This window comes from Paeniglutamicibacter sp. ZC-3 (assembly GCF_025847175.2).
Classification (GTDB): Bacteria; Actinomycetota; Actinomycetes; order Actinomycetales; family Micrococcaceae; genus Paeniglutamicibacter; species Paeniglutamicibacter sulfureus.
Map to the genome: position 1 here is coordinate 268,164 of NZ_JAOYTG010000002.1, position 21,110 is coordinate 289,273.

The following is a 21,110-nucleotide window of genomic DNA, read 5'->3' on the forward strand; positions in this document are numbered from 1 at the left end:
ACACACCATGACCAAGACAGCATTGAAGCCAGCTCCACCGGCAGAGAACGACCTTCGCGAAGCGTCATCCGTGCGACCGGCCCGCAAGCGCCGTGTCATGCTTATTTCGGTCGCCGCGATCGCCTTCCTCGGTCTGCTCGCCCTCGTCATGGGGCGTGCCATCTTCGCCCCGGCGGCCGCCGCTGATTCGGAGCCGCCCATGACTTCCACACAGATCATCCCGCTGGTCATCCTCGTCGTGATGTTTATCGTCGCGACGAAATGGCCAGTGAACATCGGCGTGATGGGGCTGGTGGCATCCTTCGGCGTCGGCTACTTCATGCTTGGCATGAGCGACAAGGAGATCCTGGCGGACTTCCCGGCCAGCATCGTGCTGACCATCATTGGCGTCACCTACTTCTTCAGCATGGCCCAGCACAACGGGACCATCGACATCATCGTCCGCAGCTGCGTGCGCATGGTGCGCGGCAAGACGATGTTGTTGCCCTGGGTGTTCTTCCTGGTTGCCGCCGCACTGACGTCGCTGGGCACCTTCTCCCCGGCGGCAGTCGCACTGCTGGCCCCAGCTGCCATCGGCTTCGCCTACGAGTCGCGGATCCACCCGGTGCTCATGGGCGCGTTCATCATCAATGGTGCCCACGCCGGCGGATTCTCGCCGCTGTCTGTGGCAGGTGTGCTGGTCCACGACATCTCGCTGGAAAACGGCTTCCCCATTTCCCCGGGCGGACTCTTTGTCGCCAGCTTCGTCATCAACCTCATTCTTTCCGTGCTGACCGTTGTGGTGTTCGCCCTCCTGGGCAAGCTGCGCGACGGCGACGGCAGCGCGCACATGGCCGAGGTCGCCGCGGGCAGCACCCGTCCCCGGGGACAGCAGATCTTCACACTGGCACTGATCGGCGCGATGCTCGTTTGCGCCCTGGGCTTCGGTCTGCCTATCGGCTTTGTCGCGTTGAGCGCCGGATTGCTGCTGGCCCTGTTCAACATCAAGGCGCAGCAAAAGTTCGTCGCCGGGATCTCCTGGTCGACCGTCCTGTTGGTGGCGGGCATGATCACCTACGTCTCGCTGCTCACGCATGTTGGCGTCATCGACACCCTGGCCCACAAGGCCCTGGCCCTGGGCGCGCCCATCCTGATCGCACTGGTGCTGTGCTACGTGATCGGCGTCGGCTCGGCCTTCGCTTCCTCCACCGCACTGCTGGCCGCCTTCATTCCGCTGGCCGGTCCGCTGCTGGCCGTCAGCTCGCTGAGCGCCTCCGGCACGGTGGCGGCCATCGCCATCGCCGCAACCGTGGTGGATGTTTCGCCGTTCTCCACCGCCGGAGCGCTGGTCGTCGCCAACGCCCATGAGAACGACCGCCAGCGCGTCTACAAGCAGCTGATGTACTACGCAGGCGGGATCGTCCTGGCGGCCCCGGCCCTGACCTGGGCATTGCTGGTTCCCACCGGGATCATGTAAACACCCGATTCACAGTCGAAGAGTAGGCAGGGGCCCGAGAAAGGGTCCCTGCCTACTCTTGATTTTCGCGGGTTCTGGCGGGATCGGGATCCTCTACGGCCTCGATCCCGACCAGCCACTCGATGACCACCCGGCGCATGGCCTCGTCCTTGAATCTGTACCAGGCTTCGCGTTCCTCCGGGAAGAAGCCGAGCACGTCCTTGAAATGGCGGAACGGCTTGTGCCGGATCAACGCCTGCTCGAGCTCGGCGCGGGCCTTTCCTTCCGCCAGGGAACGGGTGAAATCCTCCATGTGCTGGTAGGACTCGTAGGATTCAATGCGGTCGACCCCGGCATACTTCTCGTCTTCGAGTTCCTCCGAATCGACCTCGAGGTCGTCGTCGTCGAGTCCGACCATGACAAGCTCGCCCGTGAGGGTGTTGAGGTAGTACTCCACGCCCAAGGAACCGTCATCCTGCATGGCCATGGCGATCATGTCCAGATCGAGATCTTCGAGTTTCAGCATCTAGCTTCCTTGCAGTGGATCGGAGCGGTGTCTCCTCCAGCCTTGCGCCACACCGGGGTGTGCGCAAGTGCACCGCCGGAAACTGCCGAAGTCGGGGACGACCGTCCCTGCGCCATCCGTATACGAATCCGTGCGCCGCTGGTAAGAATGAAGATAGTGGCGGTTGATCCCGCGCCCGGGTTTCCGCCGCTTCGCCCGGGCCCTGTGAAAGACGACCGGGCCTGCGCAACACTCGCAATTCCTTCCCGAGCACCATGCGCGAAAGGCCAGAGATGAAAACCAGAGCAGCAATCGCCATTGCCCCCGAAACCGATCTGGAGATCAGGGAGGTCGAAGTCGACGAACCCCGTGCCGACGAGTTGCGGGTGAGGATGGTTGCCTCAGGTGTCTGCCACACCGACGCCATCATCCGCGACCAGTGGTACCCGGTGCCGCTGCCGGTGGTCCTGGGCCACGAGGGTGCCGGGATCGTCGAGGCCATGGGGTCCGACGTGCAGGGATTTTCCGTGGGCGACAAGGTCGTCATCGGTCCGGCCTTCTGCGGCCGCTGCGAGCAATGCCTGGCCGGGCACCCGATGTACTGCGTGAACTTCTACGACCGGAACTTCGGTGTGCAGCGACCCGACGGCTCGAAGGCCTTCTCCGACGCGCAGGGGCCCATTGGATCGCACTTCTTCGGCCAGTCGTCCTTTGCCGAGCTCACCAACGTGGTGGCCCACGGGGCGGTCAAGGTCCCCGATGGCGTGCCGCTGGAGATCCTTGGCCCCCTGGGCTGCGGCATCATGACCGGTTCCGGGGCCGTGCTCAATGTCCTGCAGCCGCACCCAGGTTCCTCCATCGCGGTGTTCGGCACCGGAGCCGTGGGCATGGCCGGCATGCTGGCAGCCAAGGCCGCCGGCGCGACGACGATCATCATGGTGGACATTGTCCCCGAACGCCTGGAATTCGCCAAGGAACTGGGTGCCACCCACACCGTGAACTCCAAGGAGACCGACCCGGTCGAGGCGATCAAGGAAATCACCGGTGGGGGCGCCAACTTCGCGCTGGACACCACTGGTGTGCCCCCGGTGTTCTCCCAGATGACCCAGTCATTGGCCACCCGGGGCCACGGTGCCTTGGTCGGCGCCGCCAAGCTGGGGACCGAGGCACCGTTCGCCATCGGCAACCTGCTGCTGACCGGGATCAAGGTTTCCATGGTCATCGAGGGCGACGCGGTGCCCAAGGAATTCATTCCCCGGCTGGTCAGCCTGCACGCCGGCGGCCTGTTCCCTTTCGACAAGCTGATTAAGAAGTACCCGTTCGAGGACATCAACCGGGCCTTCGCCGATTCCGCGGACGGTTCGACGCTCAAGCCGGTCATCGTGTACTAACGCCATCGGATTCGGCATACCGGGTGGGCGGACATTTCACGTGGGGCATGTCCGCCCACCCTTCCCGCGAGGCAACGGCTTCGGGCTCAGCCGTCCCAGGTGAAGCGCGGCCTATCGCCTTCCAGAAACGCGCGTTGACCGACGGCGAAGTCCTCGCTGGCCGGCAGCTTCGCCCATTCCTCGCGCCACAGTTCGTCTTCCGCGCTGCTCCCGGAAACCATGGAATCGATTAACGCCTTCATGGTGTGGATCGAATATTGCGAGCGCGTGGCCATGCGGGCGACCAGGCCCTGGCTCAGGACCTCGAATTCGTCCTCCGGGACCACATCCGTCAACAGCCCCCAGGCCGCTGCCTTCGCCGCCGGGATCAGGTCCGCGCTGAACAGCACATACTTCGCCTTGTCCGCGCCCAGACGCTGGACCAGGCGTTCAATGCCCGAACGCGGGTAGATGATGCCCAATTTGGACGGGGTCACGGCAAGCCTGACAGAATCGGCGGCAATGCTCACGTCACAGGCCGAGGCAATCTGCCAGCCTCCGCCCATGCAAGTCCCGCGCACCAGCGCGACTGTCGGCTTGCGCGCCGCGCAGATCGCCGCATCGGCGGCACTGAGGTGGTCGATGGATTCCCCGTCCGGGCCCACATCGAACAAGACCCGGCTGAGTTCGTTGATGGCCGCACCGGCCGAAAAGTCGTCTCCGCTGCCACGCAGCGTAATGACCTTGACCTGGGGGTCGGCATCGAGCCGGCGCACCTGCGCGGCGAGGTCGATGCACATGTTCCGGGTCAGGGCATTGCGCCGGCGCGGGTTCTCAATCACGATCGCGCCGATGTCGCCCTTGATTTCACTGGAGATGCGGCCTGCCACCGTTTGGGCCGCTGCCACCGTCGATGCACTCATGCCGTCGCTCCGCTTGGGGTCAGGGCGGCAGGCTCCCGCACGATGCCCTCCGCCATCAGGCGGTTGATCTGTTCGTCGTCGAGTCCCATGCCGGAGAGGATCTCGCGGCTATTTTCGCCCAGGGCCGGCGGTGCCCGGCGCACCGGGGTGGGCGCATTGTCGATGCTCACGGGACCGCGCAGCACGCGCAGCTCCGATCCGTCGGCGCGCCGGGTTTCGGCAATCAGGCCGAGCGCGCGGGCCTGGTCGCTGTTGACCGCCTGCAGGTAGTCGAACACCGGACCGCTGGGGATGCCCACGCCATTGAGCTCCTCGATCCATGCGGCGGCCGGCCGGGTCGACAGCTCCCGGGTGATCAGCTCGTTGAGTTCCCCGCGGTGCAGTGCGCGGTCCCGGCCGATGCTGAAGCGCGGCTCTTCGGCCAGGTCGGTTCGCCCGATGACCGAGCAGAATGCGGTCCACTGCGGCTCTGTGGCAACCGCGACCACGATGTCGTCGCTGGCTGTGGCATAGGCACCGTAGGGGGCAATGGTTGGATGGTTGTTGCCCTGGGGTTCGGGCGCGCGATCCAGTGTCAACGCGGTTTGCCCCTGGAAGGCGGAGAGCCCCAGTGCGGTCTCGAACAGAGAGGTGGCGACGTTTTGGCCTTCCCCTCCCCGTGCCCGGGCGTAAAGCGCACTGACAAGTGCAAAGGCGGAGACCATGCCGGTGGTGATGTCGACGATCGGGATGCCCACGCGGTAGGTCTCGTCCGTGCTTCTGCCAGTGACCGAGGTCAGCCCGGAGGCGGCCTGGATGACCTGGTCCAGGCCGGCACGGTCCTTCCATGGTCCGGCGGTGCCGTAGCCGGTAATCGAGGACACGATCAGCCGTGGGTTGATGGCACGCAGTCGCTCGGCCCCGAGTCCCATCTTTTCCATGGTTCCGGGCTTGAAGTTCTCCACGAGCGCGTCGGCGTCGGCCAGTAGTCCGGCGAGCAGTTCCCTCCCGGCATCGCTGTAGAGATCCAACGAGATCGACTTCTTGTTCCGGTTAGTGGAATCGAAGTACAGGCTGTGATCCCCGTCGAACGGCGGCCAAGACCGCGAGGAGTCCCCGCCGGTGACGGTCTCGATCTTGATGACATCCGCACCCATGTCCGCGAGCAACGCTGTGCAGTAGGGGCCGGCCAGCGCACGGCTGAGGTCGATGACGCGAATACCGCTCAAGGGCAGCAAGGGGTTCTCCTTCGGGACAAATGAATCTGACATGGCAGTGGTTCCTAGAACATGGTGGGTAGCACGAGTGCCCCGACCAGCCCCAGCGGGCCGATCACGACCATGGACATGCCCCACCGGGTCAACAGCTTGTTGATGCGCGGACGCTCGTCTTCCTCGACGGTGGCCACCAGCGTGGCCCCGACGGTGGAGAACGGGGAAACATCCACGATCGAGGAGCAGACACCGAGCGCGGCGATCAGGGCCCAGCCGGCAATGTCGCCCGAGGCCACCAGCGGGATGGCCAGCGGTACCAGGGCCGCGAGCATTCCCGTGGTGGAGGCGAAGGCCGAGACCAGTCCGCCGATCAGACAAATGACGAGGGCGGCGACCAGCGGGGCACCGATCTGGCTGGCCGCCTCGCCCAGCAGCTCGACGGCTCCCATTTTCTGCAGCACGCCGACGAAGGTGATGATGCCGCCGACCATCAGGACGGTGGACCAGTCGATCTTGCCCACGGCGGTCTTTCCGGTCTTTGGATCGACCAGCGTCAAGATCGACGCGAACGCGAAGCACAGGATGCCGATGTCCGGGTCCAGCCCGAAGACGGCCAGGACGATGACGCTGGTGAGTAGTCCGAGCATGCACAGCACGGTGACCAACTGGGTGGCGTTCATCCTCGTGCGCACGGCCAGCGCGGCGTCGGCCTTCTCCAGGGTCTGCAGGCCGCTGCGTGCGGCCTCGGCGCTGCGGCGGGTCAATCCCTCTCGCTCGAACGGGTGGGCCGGAAGCGGTCCGCGGCCCGCGAAACGCGGTGCGTCCGAAGGCGCGAGGGTCCCGGTTGCCCGAGACTTGAGCAACGCGAAACCGCCGAACATGGCGTAGGCGGCGATCATCAGCACGAGGTTGGCGCCGAGCGCTACGCCGAAGAGCAGCAGCGGGTTCAGCGGGATGCCCACGGAGTGGGCGGTCCCATAGGTCACGATGCCGAAGAGGCTGGTCGGGGCGAACCCGCCGGCGCTCAGGCCGCATCCGATGGCAAGTCCCATCAGCATCCGGTCGATGCCGTACTTCTTGGCCAGCGGCATGCCGATGGGTGTCAGGACGAGGCCCGCCAGCGGGGAGCCCATGGCCGATATGCCGACGGACAATGCGAAGAAGACGATGGGGAGAACAAAGGCATTGTCACCGACCTTGGCAATCGCGGATTCGATGATCCTGTCAACGGTCCCGTTCTCCTGGGCGATGGCGAAGAAGTAGGTCACCCCCACGAGCAGCACGAGGATGGAGACGGGGAAGCCCCCGATCACCTGCTTCATTTCCAGGTCGGCCAGCCAAATGCCGACACCGGCGGCCGCGGCGAACATGATGACACCGAGGTGCACCTTTCGAAGCGTGGCCACGGCAAAGATCCCCACGAAGATCAACAAGGCAATGATTTGAGAACTCACGCTCGTCCTTTCACTTGCACATCCTGCGGTTCACTAAGTGAACCGACGGTTCATTTTCCGAATTCGGATGTAAGCTATATCACAACAGGGTGTTGGTCAAGGGAAGGAACGGGTACATCCACGGTGAGTACGCAAAGCGTGAAGACGGCAATCCAGGTCATTGAGACAATCTCGCTGCACCAGCCCATCGGGCTTTCCGACATTGCCAAGCGGACCGGAGGGTCAAAGGCCACGGTCCTACGCATGCTCGCGACACTCAAGGAGATGAATTGGGTGCAGCAAAGCGATACGCGGGATGCGGCCTGGTCGCTCTCGTTTCACACGTATGCCGTGACCGCCCGTGCTGGCCTAGGCGTTGACCTGCGGGACATTGCCATTGGCCCGATGAACGGCCTGCAACTGGACACCCGGGAAACGGTGCACTTGTGTGTCCCCGACGGCAAGTCGCTGGTTGTCATCGAGCGGCTCGACACCCCGCACGTGCTGCGCGCGTTTCTGGCGCTGGGAACCCCCATTCCCCTGCATGCCTCGGCAACCGGGTTAGCCTTCCTGGGAGCGTCCGCCGACGAGTTTGTCCGCGACGTCCTTGCCGGTCCGCTGGAGGGCGTCAGCGAGCAAACTGTCACCGACCCCGAGTCCGTGTGGAAACTGGTGCGCGAAACGCGGGAGCGCGGCTACGCCATCAACGAGGAGGGGTTGAGCAGCGGCATCACGTCGCTGGGGGCGCCCATCGTGAATTCCGCGGGAGTGCCGGTCGGCAGCGTGTCGATTTCCGGGCCCTCGAGCCGCATCGAGCCAGCAAAGTATGAAGAGTACGGCACCGCCGTCGTGCGGACCGCGGGCGAAATCAGCGCGCTGTTGCGCGGTAGCCGCTAAGGGCCCCTGCACGCGCACGGTTCCGTCGAAAGCCCGTATATATGCCTCCGGCCAGGCCTTCGGTAAGAAGACCTGGCCGGAGGATTGAAGGTCTGCGCTACTTGCCGACCTTCGAGAACAGCGCACGGACCGCTGCCTGCACGCCGGTGCTCAGCGTCGGTTCCATGACGGGGGCGAAGAACGGCGAGTGGTTGGCCGGCGGGTGGCCCGCTGCCAGCGTCTTGGCGTCGTTGCCGCCGAAGAACCAGAACACGCTGGGCACATCGATGGCCGAGGCCAGTGCGCCGAAGTCCTCGCTGCCCATGACCGGCGATCCCTGGAGCACGCGCTCGGCGCCGAACTCCGTGCGGAATTCCTCGGCAAGCTTTTCGGTCTCGGTCGGGTCGTTGTAGAGCGGCGGGAAGTTGGAGATGTCCTCGATGAGCGGCTCGGCGGCACCGGAGGCCTCGGCCTCGGCAGCAATGATGCGCCGGATCGAGGTCAGCACGGTGTCCCGGACCTCGGGCTCGAAGGTGCGCACGTTGATGGTGAAGACCGCGCGGTCGGGGATGACGTTTTCCTTCAGCCCGGCGTGGAAGGATCCGATGGTCACCACGGCGGCGGACTGCGGGGCCACCTGGCGCGAGACGATGGTCTGCAGGCGCAGCACCATGGACGCGCCCAGCACGATCGGGTCGATGGAGTGCTCGGGCATGGAACCGTGCGATCCTTGGCCGAAGACGGTGACCTTGAACGAATCCGCGGTGGTCATCGCGGCGCCGCCCATGATCGAGACCGTGCCGGTGAGCCCGTTCATCACGTGCTGGCCGAACATGATCTCCGGCTTGGGCGCCTTGTCCCACAGGCCGTCCTCAACCATGGCGCGGGCGCCGGCGGCGGTTTCCTCGCCGGGCTGCAGCACGAACACGATGGTCCCGGCCCAGGCATCGGTGGCACCGGCGTAAAGCTCGGCGGTCTTCAAGGCGGTGGCCATGTGGGTGTCGTGGCCGCAGGCGTGCATGGTCGGGACCTCGGTGCCGTCATCCAGGAATCCGGTGGCGGTGCTGGCGTAGTCAAGACCGGTGTCTTCGAGGACCGGCAACCCGTCGGTGTCGGCGCGCATGCCAATGACCGGGCCCTCGCCGTTGCGCAAGATGCCAACCACCCCGGTGCCGCCGCAGCGGAACACCTCCAGGCCCAGCTCTTCCAGGCGCTTGGCCAGGTAGTCGGCGGTCTTGTGCTCCTGCATCGACAGCTCGGGGTTGGCGTGCAGGTACTTGTAGGTTTCGCTCAGTTCCGCTGCCGAGTCCGTGCTCATCGTCAGGGACTGCGGGATGGAGGTACTGGTCATGGGGTGTCTATTCCTTGCTCTTGGTTGGCGGCGGCACCAAAGGGTGCCGCCGCCAGTCAATATCGTGAAAATTCGTGTCAGCGGACCGAACGTCCCGGTCAGTAAACCGGACCCTCGGGCCTGGCCTCCAGCGGCACGTCCTCCGGAGTCCCCAGGGTCTTGCGGTCGCGCAGCACCCAGGCGAGCACGGCCGTGGCAATCACGGCAACGGCGGTGGCGAACAGGTTCATCCCGGGAATCAACGGGACCAATACGAAGATCACCACAGCCGATACGGCCAAGGCGATCACCGCGGAGCGCGGTGCCTTCTGACTCACGATGGCCTGAATGATTACGGCGCCCAACACGGTGGGCAGGATGTACAGCTGGACGGTCTGCACGATATCGGTGGGAATCACACTGACCAGCCACGTTCCCAGCAGGCCCACGAAGATGAACAGCGAGGTCAGGTGGACTGCAGCCGCACCGCAAATGGCGGCGACCGCGGCCAGCTCGCCCTTGCGGGTGCCCGGCTTCACCCCGATGGTCGATTGCGCGATCATGGCAGCCGGAAGGAGCTTATTGGAAATGTTGCCGATCATGAACGCCTGGTACATCGAGGAGGCGCCAAGGATCGGGAAGTAGGTCAACGGCTCCACAATCCAGATCACGCCGAAGACGGCGGCCAGCGCGGCGAAGGCCGTCAGGACGGAGGAAAGCTCGATGTCCAACCCGGAAAAGAAGACCAGGTAGGTCGGGGCCGCCAGGGAGAGGATGAGGCCGATGATCATGGTGATCCGGCCCCAGCGGGAGGTGGTTTTGTCGAAGGCGCTGAGCGCCTGGTGCAGTTCTGCTGTCTTACTCATCATGTGCTCCTGAAATTCTCGGCTGCGCTAAACGCGGGTTGCTGCGTAGGTGATGGTGAGGGCCAGGATGATGGCTATGCCCAAGGCCCATTCCTTGATCCACGGCTTGTTCACCCGTTTGGCGATGACCATCAGGACGGTCATGATCGCCGCCGAGGACAGGAAGGCAACCACATGGATCCACGACTTGGGCAGTTCGGCCATGCCCAGAACCATGAATGCGGCCATCATTGCGGCACCGGGGACCACCAGCATGATGGCGGGGTTGACCTTGCGCAGTGCCGAGTCGCCGCGCTTGAGCAGCGGGGTGAAGATGAGGGTGGCGATCATCCACATGGCACCGCCGAGGCTCATCGCGGCCAGGGCCAGGCCGAAGACGGCCTGGGTGTAGGTGGGGCCACCGAGTTCGGCTCCCACGGTTTTAGCGGAGATGGCGGCAGCGGCGGTTTCGTAGGACACCGACCCGATCAGGCCGATGCGCACGAGCACGGCAGGTGTGCCGAAGATCGTCAGCAGTGCGACGGCGACCAAGACCACGGCCAGCGAGGGACCCAAGGCGGAGATGGCGCCGGCTCGGAAGCTGGTCTTGAGTTCTGCCTGCGTCATTCCGATATGAGGCGCGGCGACGCGGGCGGCCTTCATGTAGATGATGCTCTGGACGATGATGACCAGGAAGACGCCAATGGCGCAGGCCCAGAGGATCGGCGAGTTGGCAACGGCGAGGATATCCGTGGAGTTGTTGTCCACAACTGCGGGCAATATGGCAGGTACGTGCATGGGGGAGTTCTACCGTTCATCGAAGGGTTCAGTGCGGTGATTGCTGGCCATTGATGATGCCGGTTGCCACCGTGCCCGCTCTGTCCTGAACCTGAAAGTGAAACCAGTGCCCCATGGCACTGGTGTGCTTCGTCGGTGAGCCACCTGTCCCGGCGGCTGCTCTCCAGAGTTTCCTCACGCGACTGTTCCTGGTACCTGAGAGATTGCGGGTGCTTGCCCCTTCGGTGCCCGAGTGGTGTCCGGGACTCTCCAGCCGCGCGTGATCGGAAGACTATTCAGTTGTCGGCGGTTGCTTTACCGCTTGGGACCACAATACTTGACGTGGGTCACAGTGACTCTTTTGTGTCACGACCGAACGGTCATGAATATGTGTTTCCGATCCGGAGCCGGACGGTGTAGGGGCCTGAGAGCGTGGCCGGTCCTCAACCAAGCTCCCGTATCGAACGGAACTCGGGCTGACAAGTGTTCCCTCGTGATGCGTTGGTGGATACCCTTTGACAGTCGGCATCCCTTCTTACCCGGGCCCCCCATGTTGCCAAGTGGCCGAAGCACCCGCACGGGCCGGTTGCCCACCAAAGCGCCACACGGAATCCCGGAGGTTTCATACATGTCTGCCAACAAGGAAACCGTCAGCAAGTACATCGACGGATTCAACAAGTCGGATCATGCCCAGATCCTGTCGTGCCTGACCGACGACATTGAATGGACGGTCTTTGGCCACTTCCGTCTCAGCGGCAAGGATGCATACGACCAGGCGATCGAAAGCCCCGACTTCAGTGGGCCGCCGGTGCTGGAAATAGTGCGCTTGGTCGAAGAGGGCGACGTGGTGATGGCCGAGTTGTCCGGCGAGGCGCACCGGACCAACGGCGAGATCATGCGCATGGCCATGGGAGAGGTATTCGTGATGCGCGATGCCTTGATCGCCGAACGCCGCGCCTTCGTCATCGAACTGACGGAGAACGAGTACAAATAGACGCCGGTCCTTGTTGATCCCACGCCGCGTGACCCGCAGGTCACCGCGCATCTGGGATAGGTTCTTAGGAGGGCAACGGCAGCCGTGTTCGGGTGGCCGGGCCACGACTTTGGGATGGATAACTGGATGAGACTGCGGGAATTCGTCGGTGCAGGACTGGACATCGTTTCGGGTGCATTGACTCCATTCATCGCCGATCATAAGACCAACGTCCCGGGTGGGACTTCGAGACGAAGCCCCACCCGGGACGCTGTATTTACAGGGACCAACGAACCTTAGGCGTCGTGGTCCGTTTCCAGGATCGCGGCCAGGGTCTCGAGCACCGATTCGGCGCCTTCGCCGTCGGCGCGCAGCACGACCTTGGTGCCGTACTCGGCGCCCAGGCCCATCAGCGAGAGGATGCTCGAGGCGTCCATCGCTTCATCGGCCGGCTCGCCCTCGCGGGCTATGGTGACCTCGAGGTCTTCGTTGCCGGCGGCCTCGGCGAAGATGGCTGCCGGACGGGCGTGCAGTCCGACGCGGCTGGCGATGGTTGCAATACGTTCTGCCATGGTGGCTCCTTGTGTTCTTGGTATCTCGGTAGTGGGACGTGAATGGATGGGGTCGCTTACGCGGCGACCTTGGCTGCCTCTTCGACGGCAACCGTCTGCGGGACGGCCTTGCGAACGAACTTCTTCAGCACGATCACCACGATGGCGGAGACCACCGTTCCGACGAGCGTGGACACCAGGAACATCGGCCAGGTGTTGTTCATGGCGAAGAAGACGAAGATGCCGCCGTGCGGTGCCTGGGACAGCACCTGGAAGCCCATGATCATGGCACCGGTGATGCCGCCGCCGACCAACGAGGCCGGGATGACACGCAGCGGGTCCGAGGCGGCGAACGGAATGGCGCCTTCGGAGATGAACGATGCGCCCAGCAGCCAGGCTGCCTTGCCGTTTTCACGCTCGGCGGGGGTGAAGAGCCGTGGTGAGATGACGGTGGCCAGGGCCATGGCCAGCGGAGGCACCATGCCGGCGGCCATGACCGCGGCCATGATCATCAGCGGTGCCGGGTTTTCGGCGATCGATCCGGCACCCAGGCCCGCTACGGCGAAGGAATAGGCGACCTTGTTGACCGGTCCGCCCAGGTCCACGGCCATCATGAGTCCCAGGATCAAGCCCAGGGCCACGGCGGCGGTTCCCGTCATGCCCGAAAGCCAGCCGTTCAACCCCACGGTCAGTTGGGCGATCGGTCCGCCCAGGAGCAGGAACATCAGCCCGGAGGCAATGATCGAGCCCAGCAACGGCACGATGACCACCGGCATCAGCCCGCGCAGCCAGCGCGGAACCTTCCAGGAGGTGATCCAGCGGGCTGCCAGGCCGGCGAGCACGCCGCCGACGATGCCGCCGAGGAAGCCGGCATCCATGAAGCCGGCAACCGCGCCGGCGGTGAAGCCCGGTGCGAGTCCCGGACGGTCGGCAAAGGCGTAGGCGATGTAGCCCGCCAGCGCCGGGACCAGGAAGGCCATCGACAGGTTGCCGATCTTGAACGCCACGGCGCCCAGATAGGCGGCAAGACCCGCATCGGGCAGGTTGAAGAGCGTGTTTTCGGCCAAATAGGTGTCGGCAACATCCGTGATGGCGTAGCCGCCGAGCAGGAAGCCGAGCGCCATGAGCAGCCCGCCGCCGGCGACGAACGGGATCATGTAGGAAACGCCGGTCAGCAGCGCGCGCTTGAGTCCTCCGCCGAAGGATTCCTTCGACGTGGAGTCGGCAGATTCCTCGGTACCGGTGCCTGCCGGGACGCGGCGGGCGTGCGGATCCTTGGAGGCGGCAATGGCGTCGTTGATGAGCTTGGCGGGTTCGTCGATGCCGCGCTTGACCGGGACCTGGATCAACGGCTTGCCGGCAAAACGGGAGCGGTCGCGCACATCCACGTCCACGGCGAAGATCACCGCGTCGGCCGCGTCGATGGTCGCCTTGGACAGCGGGGTGGAGCCCGAGGAACCCTGCGTTTCCACGGCGAATTCGACCCCGAGTTCCTCGGCGGTCTGGGCCAGGGAATCGGCGGCCATGTAGGTGTGGGCGATGCCGGTGGGGCATGCCGTGACGGCAATAATCCGGGGCTTGGCTTCGGCGGGTGCCTCGGTGACCGTAGCAGGAGCTGCAATGGGCGTAGTGGTTTCGGTCGCCGCCACCGCAGCGGCAGCGGCCGCCGGGTCATCGGAGAGCACGGCGGAAACCAGCTCCACGATCTCGTCTTCGCTGGTGGCGGCGCGCAGGGCGGCGGTGAAGGACTTCTTGACCAGCGCGCGGGCCAGCTTGGAGAGCAGCTTGAGGTGTGCCTGGTCGGCGCCTTCGGGTGCGGCAATGAAGAAGACCAGGTCGGCCGGGCCGTCCTTGGCTCCGAAGTCCACGGCCGGGGCCAGCCGGGCCATGGCCAGGGTCGGTTCGAGCACCGCGGTGGAGCGGCAATGCGGGATTGCGATGCCGCCTGGCACGCCGGTGGCGGTCTTGGCCTCGCGCGCCTTGCCGTCCGCGGCCAGCGCGTCGGCGTCGGTGGTGCGGCCGGCGGCCGCGACCATGGCAGCCAGGTGCTCGATGACCTCGGTGGTGCTGGCGCCCAGGTTGGCGTCGAGGCTGACAAGACCGCGATTAATGAGTTCGATCATGACATCGTCCTTGGGATCAGGGTCAGCTCTTCGACGCTCACGGCGTCGGGAGCCAGTTGGGTGGGAGTGGGAATTGCGGAGCCCGGAAGGGAAGCTGCCGCTGACCCGTAGGCCACGGCGCGGGCCAGCCGCCCGGGAGCGGTTTCACCCGTTTCATCTGCCAGAAGGTATCCGGCCAGTGCCGAATCTCCCGCGCCAACGGTGCTGCGCGGGGTGATCGGTGTGTGGGTTGCGTGCCAGGCACCGTCGGCGTTGACCAGCACCGCGCCATTGGCGCCGAGAGTGGCCAGCACGGTGCCGACCCCTCGATCCAGCAACGCCCGGGCCGCCGCGGCGGTGGCGGTGGGCGAATCCTCGAAGGCATCGGCCGAGCCCTGGCCGGAGAGCTCGGCAAGTTCCTCGGCGTTGGGCTTGATGAGGTCCGGGAGCTGGTGCACGTGCGGCGCGAACAACGCCCGAAGCGGTGCCTCGGAGGTGTCCACGGCGATTTTCGGGGCCGCATCGCCCAGGGTTTCGCGCACCGTGGCCACCAGGTCCGCGTAGAAGCTTGGGTCCGCGCCCGGCGGCAGCGAGCCGGCCAACACGAGCCACGAGGCGGAGCGGGAAACATCCACGACGACGCGCACGATCTCCTCGAGCACCGCGGCGTTCAGAGCCGGGCCCTGTTCGTTGATCTTGGTGGTGGTGCCGTCGGGATCGGTGAGCGTGATGTTGGTGCGCAGCAGCGCGCCGATGTGCACCGAGCGGTGCTCCAGGTCATCGGCCACCAGCCGGCGCAGCAGCGGATCGGTTTCCGCGCCGGGCAGCACCGCGAGGGTCTTCACGCCCGCGTGGGCGATGGCGCGGGAGACGTTGACGCCCTTGCCGGCGGCCTGGGTGTGGCTGCCCAGGGAGCGCTGGACGCCTCCGTGGGCCAGCGGGGCACCGAGTTCGATCGTGGTGTCCAGCGCCGGGTTCATGGTCAAGGTGACGATCATGCCAGCACCACCTCCACGTCCGCCGCCTCCAGGGCCGCGGCGAGTTCGCCGGTCGGTGCGGCGTCGGTGACCAGGGTGTCGATCGCATCGAGCTTCGCGAATTGCACGAGGGTGAGCCTTTCGAATTTGGAGGAGTCGGCCAGCACGACGACGCGTTGGGCGCTGGCGGCCATGGCGGTCTTAACCGTGGCTTCCAGGGGGTCCGGGGTGCTGAGACCGAAGGTGGAATGCAGGGCGTTGGTGCCGAGGAACGCAATGTCGGCGCTGAGGCGGGAGAACTGTTCGACGGTTCCGGCGCCGGTGGCGGCGCTGGTCAATCCACGGACGCGGCCGCCGATGAGCTCCAGGGAGATCTGGGGGTTTGCGGCGATGCGAGCGGCGATGGGAAGTGCGTGGGTGATCACCAGCGAGGGGGTATTGGCGGAGTTCTGCGCGATCAGCCCGGCCAGGATCTCGGTGCTGGTTCCCGCGTCGAGCATGACCGAGACGCCGTCGCCGGGCAGCAGCCGGTGGGCGGCCTGGGCAATGCGGGCCTTGGCCTCGGCGTGGATGGTGCTGCGTTCGCTGTGGCTTTCCTCCCGCGTGCTGGCGGCAAGGGTTGAGACCGCGCCGCCGTGGACGCGGCGCAGCGTGCCCTCGGACTCGAGCTGGGCCAAATCCCGCCGCACGGTCTCGCGGGTGATGTCGAAGCGTGCCGAGAGCTCGGCAACGGTGACCTTCCCGTTGCCGGCGATCATCTCGGTGATCAGGCGGTGCCGCTCTTCGGCAAACATTGCTTCCTCGCATCCAGTGACATGACACACATGCATCTGTGTTTGAATGACTTTATGCCCGTTTGTGTGGCAACGTCAAGTGGTTTGCGCCGTAAATGTGGACTTGCCTGGCGATGGACTCACGATTCTCGCGGAACCGACGTGAGTGGGGTTCCGTTGTCGGTCGGACATCGAAGCCATGGTGCGGGTGCGGGCGGCACTCGGGAAGCTCACCAATCGCCGGCATCCGGGCCTCGAGTACCTCAAACCGTCCGGGTCCGGGGACGGGATGTGGCCAGTCCCCGCACGGAAACGAAGATGTTGCTCAGGACAATCAGCGCGACTCCCAGCCATTCGTTGGGCTGCAAGGCTTGGTGGAGCATGACCCATCCGGCGAGAACCGCCCACACCGGACTCAGACTGGTGAAGATCCCGAAAATCCTGGCCGGAACCCGCCGCAGGGCCTGCAGATCGGAAACGGCGGGGACGACCGAGGACAGCAGGCCGCAGGCTGCGGCCAGTCCGAGGGCGCCGATGCTCGGCACGTGGGCGAGGAACCAGAGGATCGCGATGGGCACCCACATGCCGGCCGTGACGATGCTCGCCGCGGCGGTTCCCTGCAGGCCCGGCAACCGTTGCCCCAAGGTGCGGTTCAGCAGGATGTAGGAACCCCACCCCGCGGCGGCAACCAGGCCCAGTGCGATTCCCAAGATGTCGGTAGCCGGACCGGGGTTGATAAGGACAATGACCCCGACACCCGCGAGCAGCGCACAGGCGACGTCAAACGGCCGGCGGGAAAAGGCGATGGCGACGCCGAGCGGACCCAGGAACTCCAGGGTGACGGCCAGGCCGAGCCCGATGCGGTCGATCGCGGCGTAAAGGGAAAGGTTCATCATGCTGAACACCAGCGCCAGGCCCAGGATCGGCAGCCACTGATCCTTGCGCAGTGCGCGCAGCCGGGGGCGCACGACCGGAGCCAGGACGAGTGCCGTGACGAGCTGTCGCACGGCTACGACGCCGACCGGCCCGATAACCGGAAACGCCATGGACCCCAGGGCCGCACCGGCCTGGTTCGAGACCGAGCTGGCCAGCATCAGTGCGAACCCGGTTCCGCGCCGACGCCCGGTGGCGGCCGTGGCGCGCAACGGCGCGACGGCGACGGGAGCATTCTGCCGGCGATCTGCGGCGTCAAGGGGTTTCATGTCCTCACCGTAGGTTCCCCTACGGCATAATCCCAGTGCATGTTTTGGGTCTGCCATACACTTTGGTTATGGACTGGAATCTTCGGGAATTGAGGTACTTCGTCACTGCGGCCGAGGAAGGATCCTTCACCGATGCCGCTGCACGGCTCTTCGTCTCGCAGGCCGCAGTCTCACGCACCATCGCGGGACTGGAGAAGAGCGTGGGGGAGAGGCTGCTGCGCCGGGTGCCGCGAGGATGTGAGCTCACCAGCACCGGTCAGCAGGTGTTGCCCCAGGCCCGCAAGGTGCTCGCCGAGGCGGTACGGTTCACCAGATTCCTGGACAGTCGCCACGGCGTCTTGCGGCTGGGGTACGCCTGGGCGGCGCTCGGGCGGCACACCGCCCGCCTGCAGCGTGACTGGGACCGTGGCCACGAGGCCATCGAGCTCCAACTGGTCAGGCAGAACCTGCCCACTTCCGGCTTGGCCGAGGGGCTCTGCGATGTGGCGGTGATGCGCGGACCCGCCGATGCACGGCGCTTCGATTCGGTGGTGGTGGGACTGGAACGCCGAGTGGTCGCCTTCGCCTCTGACGACGCACAGTGGGTGCGGCGCCGCCAGGTGAGCATGGCCGAGGTCGCGCAGCGCACCGTGGTCATCGACCCCCGTGCAGGGACCACCAACAGCCACCTGTGGAGCGGTGGTGCGGGCCAACAACCCACGTTCATCGAAACCACCGACGTCGACAGCTGGCTGGACTCCATTGCCGCGGGCCGCGGTGTGGGAACCACGGCCGAGGCCACGGCACACCACCATCCACGCCCTGGCGTCACCTATCGCCCCATCAAGGACGGCCCCCGGATCGAAGTACGGCTGGTGTGGTGGCGGGACGAACCTCCCGGCGGGCTCAGCGACCTCGTTGACGCCGTGACCCGCCTCTATGCCGATAGTTAGGCGCGCTCCAGGAGCATTGAGGTTCCCAGGTCCACGCCGACACACATGGTGGCCAAGCCACGGTTGGAGTCTTCATTTTCCATCCGACCCATCAGCGTCACCACCAGGCGCGAACCGCTGGAGCCCAGCGGGTGGCCCGGCGCAATGGCGCCGCCGTCGTTGTTGACGATGCCCGCATCGAGCTTCAGTTCACGCATCGCGGCCAGCGACTGCGTGGCAAATCTCGTTGGCCTCAGCGCCGGATTCCCCGCGCAGTTGCGAAGGGTGTACATGCGACCGGGGTGGCACCGGAATTCGGTGCCACCCCGGTCGCTGTCAATTGCGGGTATCGCGGAGTCTCGGGCAGGCCCGGATTACACGTCCTGGCGTGCGCGGGAGTTGACCTTGCGCCACACCGTGTAAGCCAGCACCAGGATCAGCACCCCGTAGAGGGTGAGCGTGATCGGCGATTCGACCAGGATCGAGGCGTCGCCGCCAGAGGACATCATGGCGTTGCGCAGGCTGGTTTCGGCCAGCGGCCCCAGGACCACGCCGATCATGATCGGCGCTAGCGGGAACCCATAGCGGCGCAGTGCAAAACCGAGCACGCCAATGAGGAGCACGATCACCAGATCCGTCACCGCGGCACTGGTGGCGTAGACGCCCAGTGCGCAGAAGACGGTGATGCCGCGGATCATGTCGGCTCGCAGGCAGCTCGCCTGCGAGCCCTCACATTCCGTCGATATCCTTGTCCCGTGCGGGAGGGCCCAGAAAATGGGCGAGCGTTTCGAGCGTGGCCTTCGGATCCCGCAGCTCACATTCCCACACCACGATGGTCTCCCAGCCGAGGGCCCGTAGGGTTTCGATCGCTTGCCTATCTCGTTCGTGGGTGCGGTTGCGCTTGTCCGCCCAGAATTGGGCATTTGTCGCCGGTGCATGTTGCCCGGCGGGGCAATCATGTCGGTGCCAGAAGCATCCATTGATGAAGACAGCCTGATGGCGGGCGGGAAAGACGATGTCGGGAGAGCCGGGAAGCTTGCCGCCGCGCAGGCGCACCTCCGGGTATTGGCGATTCAACTTCTCGAGTGTTCCACGTGGAATGCGACCGTGAAGCCGGTAGCGGTATCCCGCTGCATGCAGCAGTTGGCGCACGAACAGCTCGGGCTTAGTATCCTTGCCGCGGATCTTGCCCATGAGTTGTGAACGCGCTTGTTCGGACATGCTGTCCATGTCTCGATTGTGCACCCGCTGCCCCGGAAAGCGCACGATCAATAGTTAGGGTGAGATTTTTACGTTGCCGCCACCGCCTACGTTGCCGCCGAGTTCCTTCACATTCCTGGAACGGGCTCATGATGCAATTTGGATTCGCGACTTCGGCCAAACGTGAACGCGGGCACGCCCTGCATTCTGTGGCGTGAGTCCCGAGACGGGGCAAGTTGCAGAAAAGCGGGAGGTGTCGATGACGAACCTGCTCGTGGGTAATCCTTCAAGTTTTGTCTCTGATTCGTTTCATAAATTTCCATGGTCCAGAATATTCGGTCCCGAAGATGGTAGCCAAAAGTCTATAGTCACTCTTTGAAGCATGTGTTTGACTGTTGTGCACCAGTGCCTCGGCACCCACTTTTGAAGGTGACAACGGGGTCACCGGACAGGAAGAAAACGTGCAAGCAACGTACGTAAGTCACCACCCCAAGGGCAAAACCATGAGCAGGACGGTAGCTGCGCTTCTTCTCGCGGGCGCCCTGATCGGCGGAACCGCATCCACGGCAACTTCGGCCCCGCGGTCCGAAACCGATGCGGTCGACACGAAGAAGATCTCTTCGACGCAGGCTGAAGCGGCAATGTCCTATTGGACTCCCCAGCGAATGAAAGACGCCAAGCCCGCCGATAGCCTTACCCGCGGCAAATCGGCGTCGAATGCTCCGCTGGATATCGGTGAATCAACCAAGATTGCCGGGCGCAGCGCAAGTAAAGCAAAAACGACTGCAGGTAAACCGACCAAGAACGTGGCCGAAACACCCGTGTCCCACATCGGCAAAGTGTTCTTCACCTTGGGTGGCGCGAACTACGTATGCTCCGGTAACGCAGTTGTCGCCGCAAATGAGGCAACCGTCTCTACTGCGGGCCACTGCGTCAACGAGGGGCCGGGTGCCTTCGCGACTCGTTGGGTCTTTGTCCCTGCCTATGAAAACGGCAGCGCTCCCTACGGGTCCTTTGCCGCAACCGAACTCGTCGCTCCGACACAATGGACGCAAGGTGGAGACATCACCTATGACACGGCCTTCGCCGTGGTCTCGGACCAGAGTGGCGTGAGCCTAGCAGATCAGGTCGGAGCCTCTGGCGTCGCCTTCAACCAAGCCCGGGGTCTGACCTATACCGCCTTTGGCTATCCGGCCGCACGCCCATTTGACGGAGAGACGCTGCAATCATGCAGTGGGGCCGCGAGCGACGATCCGTATGGGCAGACGCAGTCGCAGGGAATTCCGTGCGACATGACCGGTGGCTCTTCCGGAGGGCCATGGTTCCTCGGTGGATCGGATGGCTTCCAGAACTCAGTGAACAGCTTCGGCTACGGAGGCATCCGCAATACGATGTTCGGCCCATACTGGGGCTCGGTCATCGAACAGGCCTACCAGGCAGCACAAAACTAGTAGTCCAAGCGGTGGGTGGAATGCCATGATGGCATTCCACCCACCGTCGTTTAGGAGGTGCAAAGTGAAATCCAGCGACAGCGCGAAAAACGAATCGCAGGGCGTTGAACCATCAGTCTTCAAACTGAATGAGACGCCCGAGGAACAACTTGAATATTTCACGGTGGAACGACGAAGAACTGCGGTGCCCCGGGAAATCGAATTGCCGGATCCGGATAATTTGAACGACGAAGATTGACCCGCCTCGTGAATCGACCTGTGCAGAATCACGGATTGCGTCATT

21 protein-coding genes, 1 pseudogene and 1 riboswitch are annotated in these 21,110 nt (G+C 64.7%); of the genes and pseudogenes, 7 read left to right on the forward strand and 15 right to left on the reverse strand.

Going from position 1 to position 21,110, the window contains the following annotated elements; all coding sequences use genetic code 11:
• Positions 1-7 precede the first annotated feature (7 nt).
• Positions 8-1,456 carry an SLC13 family permease gene (locus OIU93_RS04320; RefSeq protein ID WP_264268850.1) on the forward strand — a complete coding sequence of 483 codons (1,449 nt, stop codon included), beginning with the start codon at positions 8-10 and terminating at the stop codon, positions 1,454-1,456.
• Between the two features lie 52 nt (positions 1,457-1,508).
• Here OIU93_RS04320 and OIU93_RS04325 read toward each other — a convergent pair whose 3' ends face one another.
• The gene (locus tag OIU93_RS04325) at positions 1,509-1,961 is read right to left on the reverse strand and encodes a UPF0158 family protein (RefSeq protein WP_264268851.1); all 453 of its coding nucleotides are present in this window, start codon (positions 1,959-1,961) and stop codon (positions 1,509-1,511) included.
• A gap of 272 nt (positions 1,962-2,233) precedes the next feature.
• Here OIU93_RS04325 and OIU93_RS04330 point away from each other — a divergent pair, with 272 nt between their 5' ends.
• A complete protein-coding gene (locus OIU93_RS04330; RefSeq protein ID WP_264268852.1) occupies positions 2,234-3,331 on the forward strand; it encodes an NAD(P)-dependent alcohol dehydrogenase in 1,098 nt (365 codons plus the stop codon).
• Positions 3,332-3,417: 86 nt separating this feature from the next.
• Here the strand turns inward: OIU93_RS04330 and OIU93_RS04335 are convergent, their stop codons facing one another.
• From OIU93_RS04335 to OIU93_RS04345, 3 genes are read right to left on the reverse strand one after another with little or no spacing between them, the layout of a single operon-like run.
• A complete protein-coding gene (locus OIU93_RS04335; protein ID WP_264268853.1) occupies positions 3,418-4,233 on the reverse strand; it encodes an enoyl-CoA hydratase/isomerase family protein in 816 nt (271 codons plus the stop codon).
• Positions 4,230-5,483, reverse strand: a complete 1,254-nt coding sequence (locus tag OIU93_RS04340) for a CaiB/BaiF CoA-transferase family protein (RefSeq protein WP_264268854.1) — start codon at positions 5,481-5,483, stop codon at positions 4,230-4,232. Before OIU93_RS04340 ends, OIU93_RS04335 begins: the two co-directional genes overlap by 4 nt.
• A gap of 11 nt (positions 5,484-5,494) precedes the next feature.
• Positions 5,495-6,880 (reverse strand): SLC13 family permease, encoded by a 1,386-nt coding sequence (locus OIU93_RS04345; protein ID WP_264268855.1) that lies wholly within the window; start codon positions 6,878-6,880, stop codon positions 5,495-5,497.
• A gap of 123 nt (positions 6,881-7,003) precedes the next feature.
• On the opposite strand from OIU93_RS04345, the gene OIU93_RS04350 reads away from it, so the two are divergent.
• Positions 7,004-7,756, forward strand: coding sequence for an IclR family transcriptional regulator (locus OIU93_RS04350; protein ID WP_264268856.1), 753 nt, complete (start codon positions 7,004-7,006; stop codon positions 7,754-7,756).
• A gap of 97 nt (positions 7,757-7,853) precedes the next feature.
• On the opposite strand, the gene OIU93_RS04355 is transcribed toward OIU93_RS04350, so the two are convergent.
• The 3 genes from OIU93_RS04355 to OIU93_RS04365 all read right to left on the reverse strand — a co-directional run bounded on the left by OIU93_RS04355 (position 7,854) and on the right by OIU93_RS04365 (position 10,708).
• On the reverse strand, positions 7,854-9,086 hold the full coding sequence (locus OIU93_RS04355; RefSeq protein WP_372342865.1) for an amidohydrolase: 1,233 nt from the start codon (positions 9,084-9,086) through the stop codon (positions 7,854-7,856).
• Positions 9,087-9,184: 98 nt separating this feature from the next.
• Positions 9,185-9,931, reverse strand: coding sequence for a hypothetical protein (locus OIU93_RS04360; RefSeq protein WP_264268857.1), 747 nt, complete (start codon positions 9,929-9,931; stop codon positions 9,185-9,187).
• Between the two features lie 27 nt (positions 9,932-9,958).
• Positions 9,959-10,708, reverse strand: coding sequence for a DUF5058 family protein (locus tag OIU93_RS04365; protein ID WP_264268858.1), 750 nt, complete (start codon positions 10,706-10,708; stop codon positions 9,959-9,961).
• A gap of 172 nt (positions 10,709-10,880) precedes the next feature.
• A riboswitch (glycine riboswitch) is annotated at positions 10,881-10,971 on the reverse strand.
• Positions 10,972-11,315: 344 nt separating this feature from the next.
• On the opposite strand from OIU93_RS04365, the gene OIU93_RS04370 reads away from it, so the two are divergent.
• On the forward strand, positions 11,316-11,681 hold the full coding sequence (locus OIU93_RS04370) for a nuclear transport factor 2 family protein (protein ID WP_264268859.1): 366 nt from the start codon (positions 11,316-11,318) through the stop codon (positions 11,679-11,681).
• A gap of 275 nt (positions 11,682-11,956) precedes the next feature.
• On the opposite strand, the gene OIU93_RS04375 is transcribed toward OIU93_RS04370, so the two are convergent.
• The 5 genes from OIU93_RS04375 to OIU93_RS04395 form a co-directional block, all read right to left on the reverse strand.
• A complete protein-coding gene (locus OIU93_RS04375; protein ID WP_264268860.1) occupies positions 11,957-12,232 on the reverse strand; it encodes an HPr family phosphocarrier protein in 276 nt (91 codons plus the stop codon).
• A gap of 56 nt (positions 12,233-12,288) precedes the next feature.
• Positions 12,289-14,334: a fructose-specific PTS transporter subunit EIIC gene (locus OIU93_RS04380; protein ID WP_264268861.1), complete on the reverse strand. Its 2,046-nt coding sequence runs from the start codon at positions 14,332-14,334 to the stop codon at positions 12,289-12,291.
• On the reverse strand, positions 14,331-15,311 hold the full coding sequence (locus tag OIU93_RS04385) for a 1-phosphofructokinase family hexose kinase (protein WP_264268862.1): 981 nt from the start codon (positions 15,309-15,311) through the stop codon (positions 14,331-14,333). The genes OIU93_RS04380 and OIU93_RS04385 overlap by 4 nt, the downstream gene beginning before the upstream one ends.
• Complete coding sequence (locus tag OIU93_RS04390; RefSeq protein ID WP_264268863.1) at positions 15,308-16,084, reverse strand: DeoR/GlpR family DNA-binding transcription regulator; 777 nt, start codon at positions 16,082-16,084, stop codon at positions 15,308-15,310. Before OIU93_RS04390 ends, OIU93_RS04385 begins: the two co-directional genes overlap by 4 nt.
• Positions 16,085-16,326: 242 nt before the next feature.
• Positions 16,327-17,265 (reverse strand): DMT family transporter, encoded by a 939-nt coding sequence (locus tag OIU93_RS04395; RefSeq protein WP_264268864.1) that lies wholly within the window; start codon positions 17,263-17,265, stop codon positions 16,327-16,329.
• 68 nt (positions 17,266-17,333) lie between these two features.
• Between OIU93_RS04395 and OIU93_RS04400 the strand changes: the two genes are divergently transcribed.
• Complete coding sequence (locus tag OIU93_RS04400; protein ID WP_264268865.1) at positions 17,334-18,197, forward strand: LysR family transcriptional regulator; 864 nt, start codon at positions 17,334-17,336, stop codon at positions 18,195-18,197.
• Here the strand turns inward: OIU93_RS04400 and OIU93_RS04405 are convergent.
• From OIU93_RS04405 to OIU93_RS04415, 3 genes and pseudogenes are all read right to left on the reverse strand, one after another.
• Positions 18,194-18,418 (reverse strand): annotated as a pseudogene (locus OIU93_RS04405) (3-oxoadipyl-CoA thiolase); the annotation flags it as partial. The gene OIU93_RS04400 and the pseudogene OIU93_RS04405 sit on opposite strands and share 4 nt — an antisense overlap.
• A gap of 132 nt (positions 18,419-18,550) precedes the next feature.
• On the reverse strand, positions 18,551-18,874 hold the full coding sequence (locus OIU93_RS04410) for a tripartite tricarboxylate transporter permease (RefSeq protein WP_372342866.1): 324 nt from the start codon (positions 18,872-18,874) through the stop codon (positions 18,551-18,553).
• A 31-nt stretch (positions 18,875-18,905) separates the two neighbouring features.
• Positions 18,906-19,406, reverse strand: coding sequence for a very short patch repair endonuclease (locus tag OIU93_RS04415; RefSeq protein ID WP_264268866.1), 501 nt, complete (start codon positions 19,404-19,406; stop codon positions 18,906-18,908).
• A 431-nt stretch (positions 19,407-19,837) separates the two neighbouring features.
• Between OIU93_RS04415 and OIU93_RS04420 the strand changes: the two genes are divergently transcribed.
• Both OIU93_RS04420 and OIU93_RS04425 read left to right on the forward strand, forming a co-directional pair.
• On the forward strand, positions 19,838-20,827 hold the full coding sequence (locus OIU93_RS04420; RefSeq protein WP_264268867.1) for a serine protease: 990 nt from the start codon (positions 19,838-19,840) through the stop codon (positions 20,825-20,827).
• A gap of 64 nt (positions 20,828-20,891) precedes the next feature.
• Positions 20,892-21,065 (forward strand): hypothetical protein, encoded by a 174-nt coding sequence (locus OIU93_RS04425; RefSeq protein WP_264268868.1) that lies wholly within the window; start codon positions 20,892-20,894, stop codon positions 21,063-21,065.
• Positions 21,066-21,110 lie beyond the last annotated feature (45 nt).

Bases quoted from the DNA above. Each gene is read 5' to 3' on its own strand.
- OIU93_RS04415 (WP_264268866.1), bottom strand. From the start codon at position 19,406: ATGGACAGCATGTCCGAACAAGCGCGTTCACAACTCATGGGCAAGATC.
- OIU93_RS04370 (WP_264268859.1), top strand. From the start codon at position 11,316: ATGTCTGCCAACAAGGAAACCGTCAGCAAGTACATCGACGGATTCAAC.
- OIU93_RS04335 (WP_264268853.1), bottom strand. From the start codon at position 4,233: ATGAGTGCATCGACGGTGGCAGCGGCCCAAACGGTGGCAGGCCGCATC.
- OIU93_RS04395 (WP_264268864.1), bottom strand. From the start codon at position 17,265: ATGAAACCCCTTGACGCCGCAGATCGCCGGCAGAATGCTCCCGTCGCC.
- OIU93_RS04365 (WP_264268858.1), bottom strand. From the start codon at position 10,708: ATGCACGTACCTGCCATATTGCCCGCAGTTGTGGACAACAACTCCACG.
- OIU93_RS04410 (WP_372342866.1), bottom strand. From the start codon at position 18,874: ATGATCCGCGGCATCACCGTCTTCTGCGCACTGGGCGTCTACGCCACC.
- OIU93_RS04330 (WP_264268852.1), top strand. From the start codon at position 2,234: ATGAAAACCAGAGCAGCAATCGCCATTGCCCCCGAAACCGATCTGGAG.
- OIU93_RS04325 (WP_264268851.1), bottom strand. From the start codon at position 1,961: ATGCTGAAACTCGAAGATCTCGATCTGGACATGATCGCCATGGCCATG.
- OIU93_RS04380 (WP_264268861.1), bottom strand. From the start codon at position 14,334: ATGATCGAACTCATTAATCGCGGTCTTGTCAGCCTCGACGCCAACCTG.
- OIU93_RS04390 (WP_264268863.1), bottom strand. From the start codon at position 16,084: ATGTTTGCCGAAGAGCGGCACCGCCTGATCACCGAGATGATCGCCGGC.
- OIU93_RS04320 (WP_264268850.1), top strand. From the start codon at position 8: ATGACCAAGACAGCATTGAAGCCAGCTCCACCGGCAGAGAACGACCTT.
- OIU93_RS04375 (WP_264268860.1), bottom strand. From the start codon at position 12,232: ATGGCAGAACGTATTGCAACCATCGCCAGCCGCGTCGGACTGCACGCC.
- OIU93_RS04355 (WP_372342865.1), bottom strand. From the start codon at position 9,086: ATGACCAGTACCTCCATCCCGCAGTCCCTGACGATGAGCACGGACTCG.
- OIU93_RS04385 (WP_264268862.1), bottom strand. From the start codon at position 15,311: ATGATCGTCACCTTGACCATGAACCCGGCGCTGGACACCACGATCGAA.
- OIU93_RS04340 (WP_264268854.1), bottom strand. From the start codon at position 5,483: ATGTCAGATTCATTTGTCCCGAAGGAGAACCCCTTGCTGCCCTTGAGC.
- OIU93_RS04400 (WP_264268865.1), top strand. From the start codon at position 17,334: ATGGACTGGAATCTTCGGGAATTGAGGTACTTCGTCACTGCGGCCGAG.
- OIU93_RS04360 (WP_264268857.1), bottom strand. From the start codon at position 9,931: ATGAGTAAGACAGCAGAACTGCACCAGGCGCTCAGCGCCTTCGACAAA.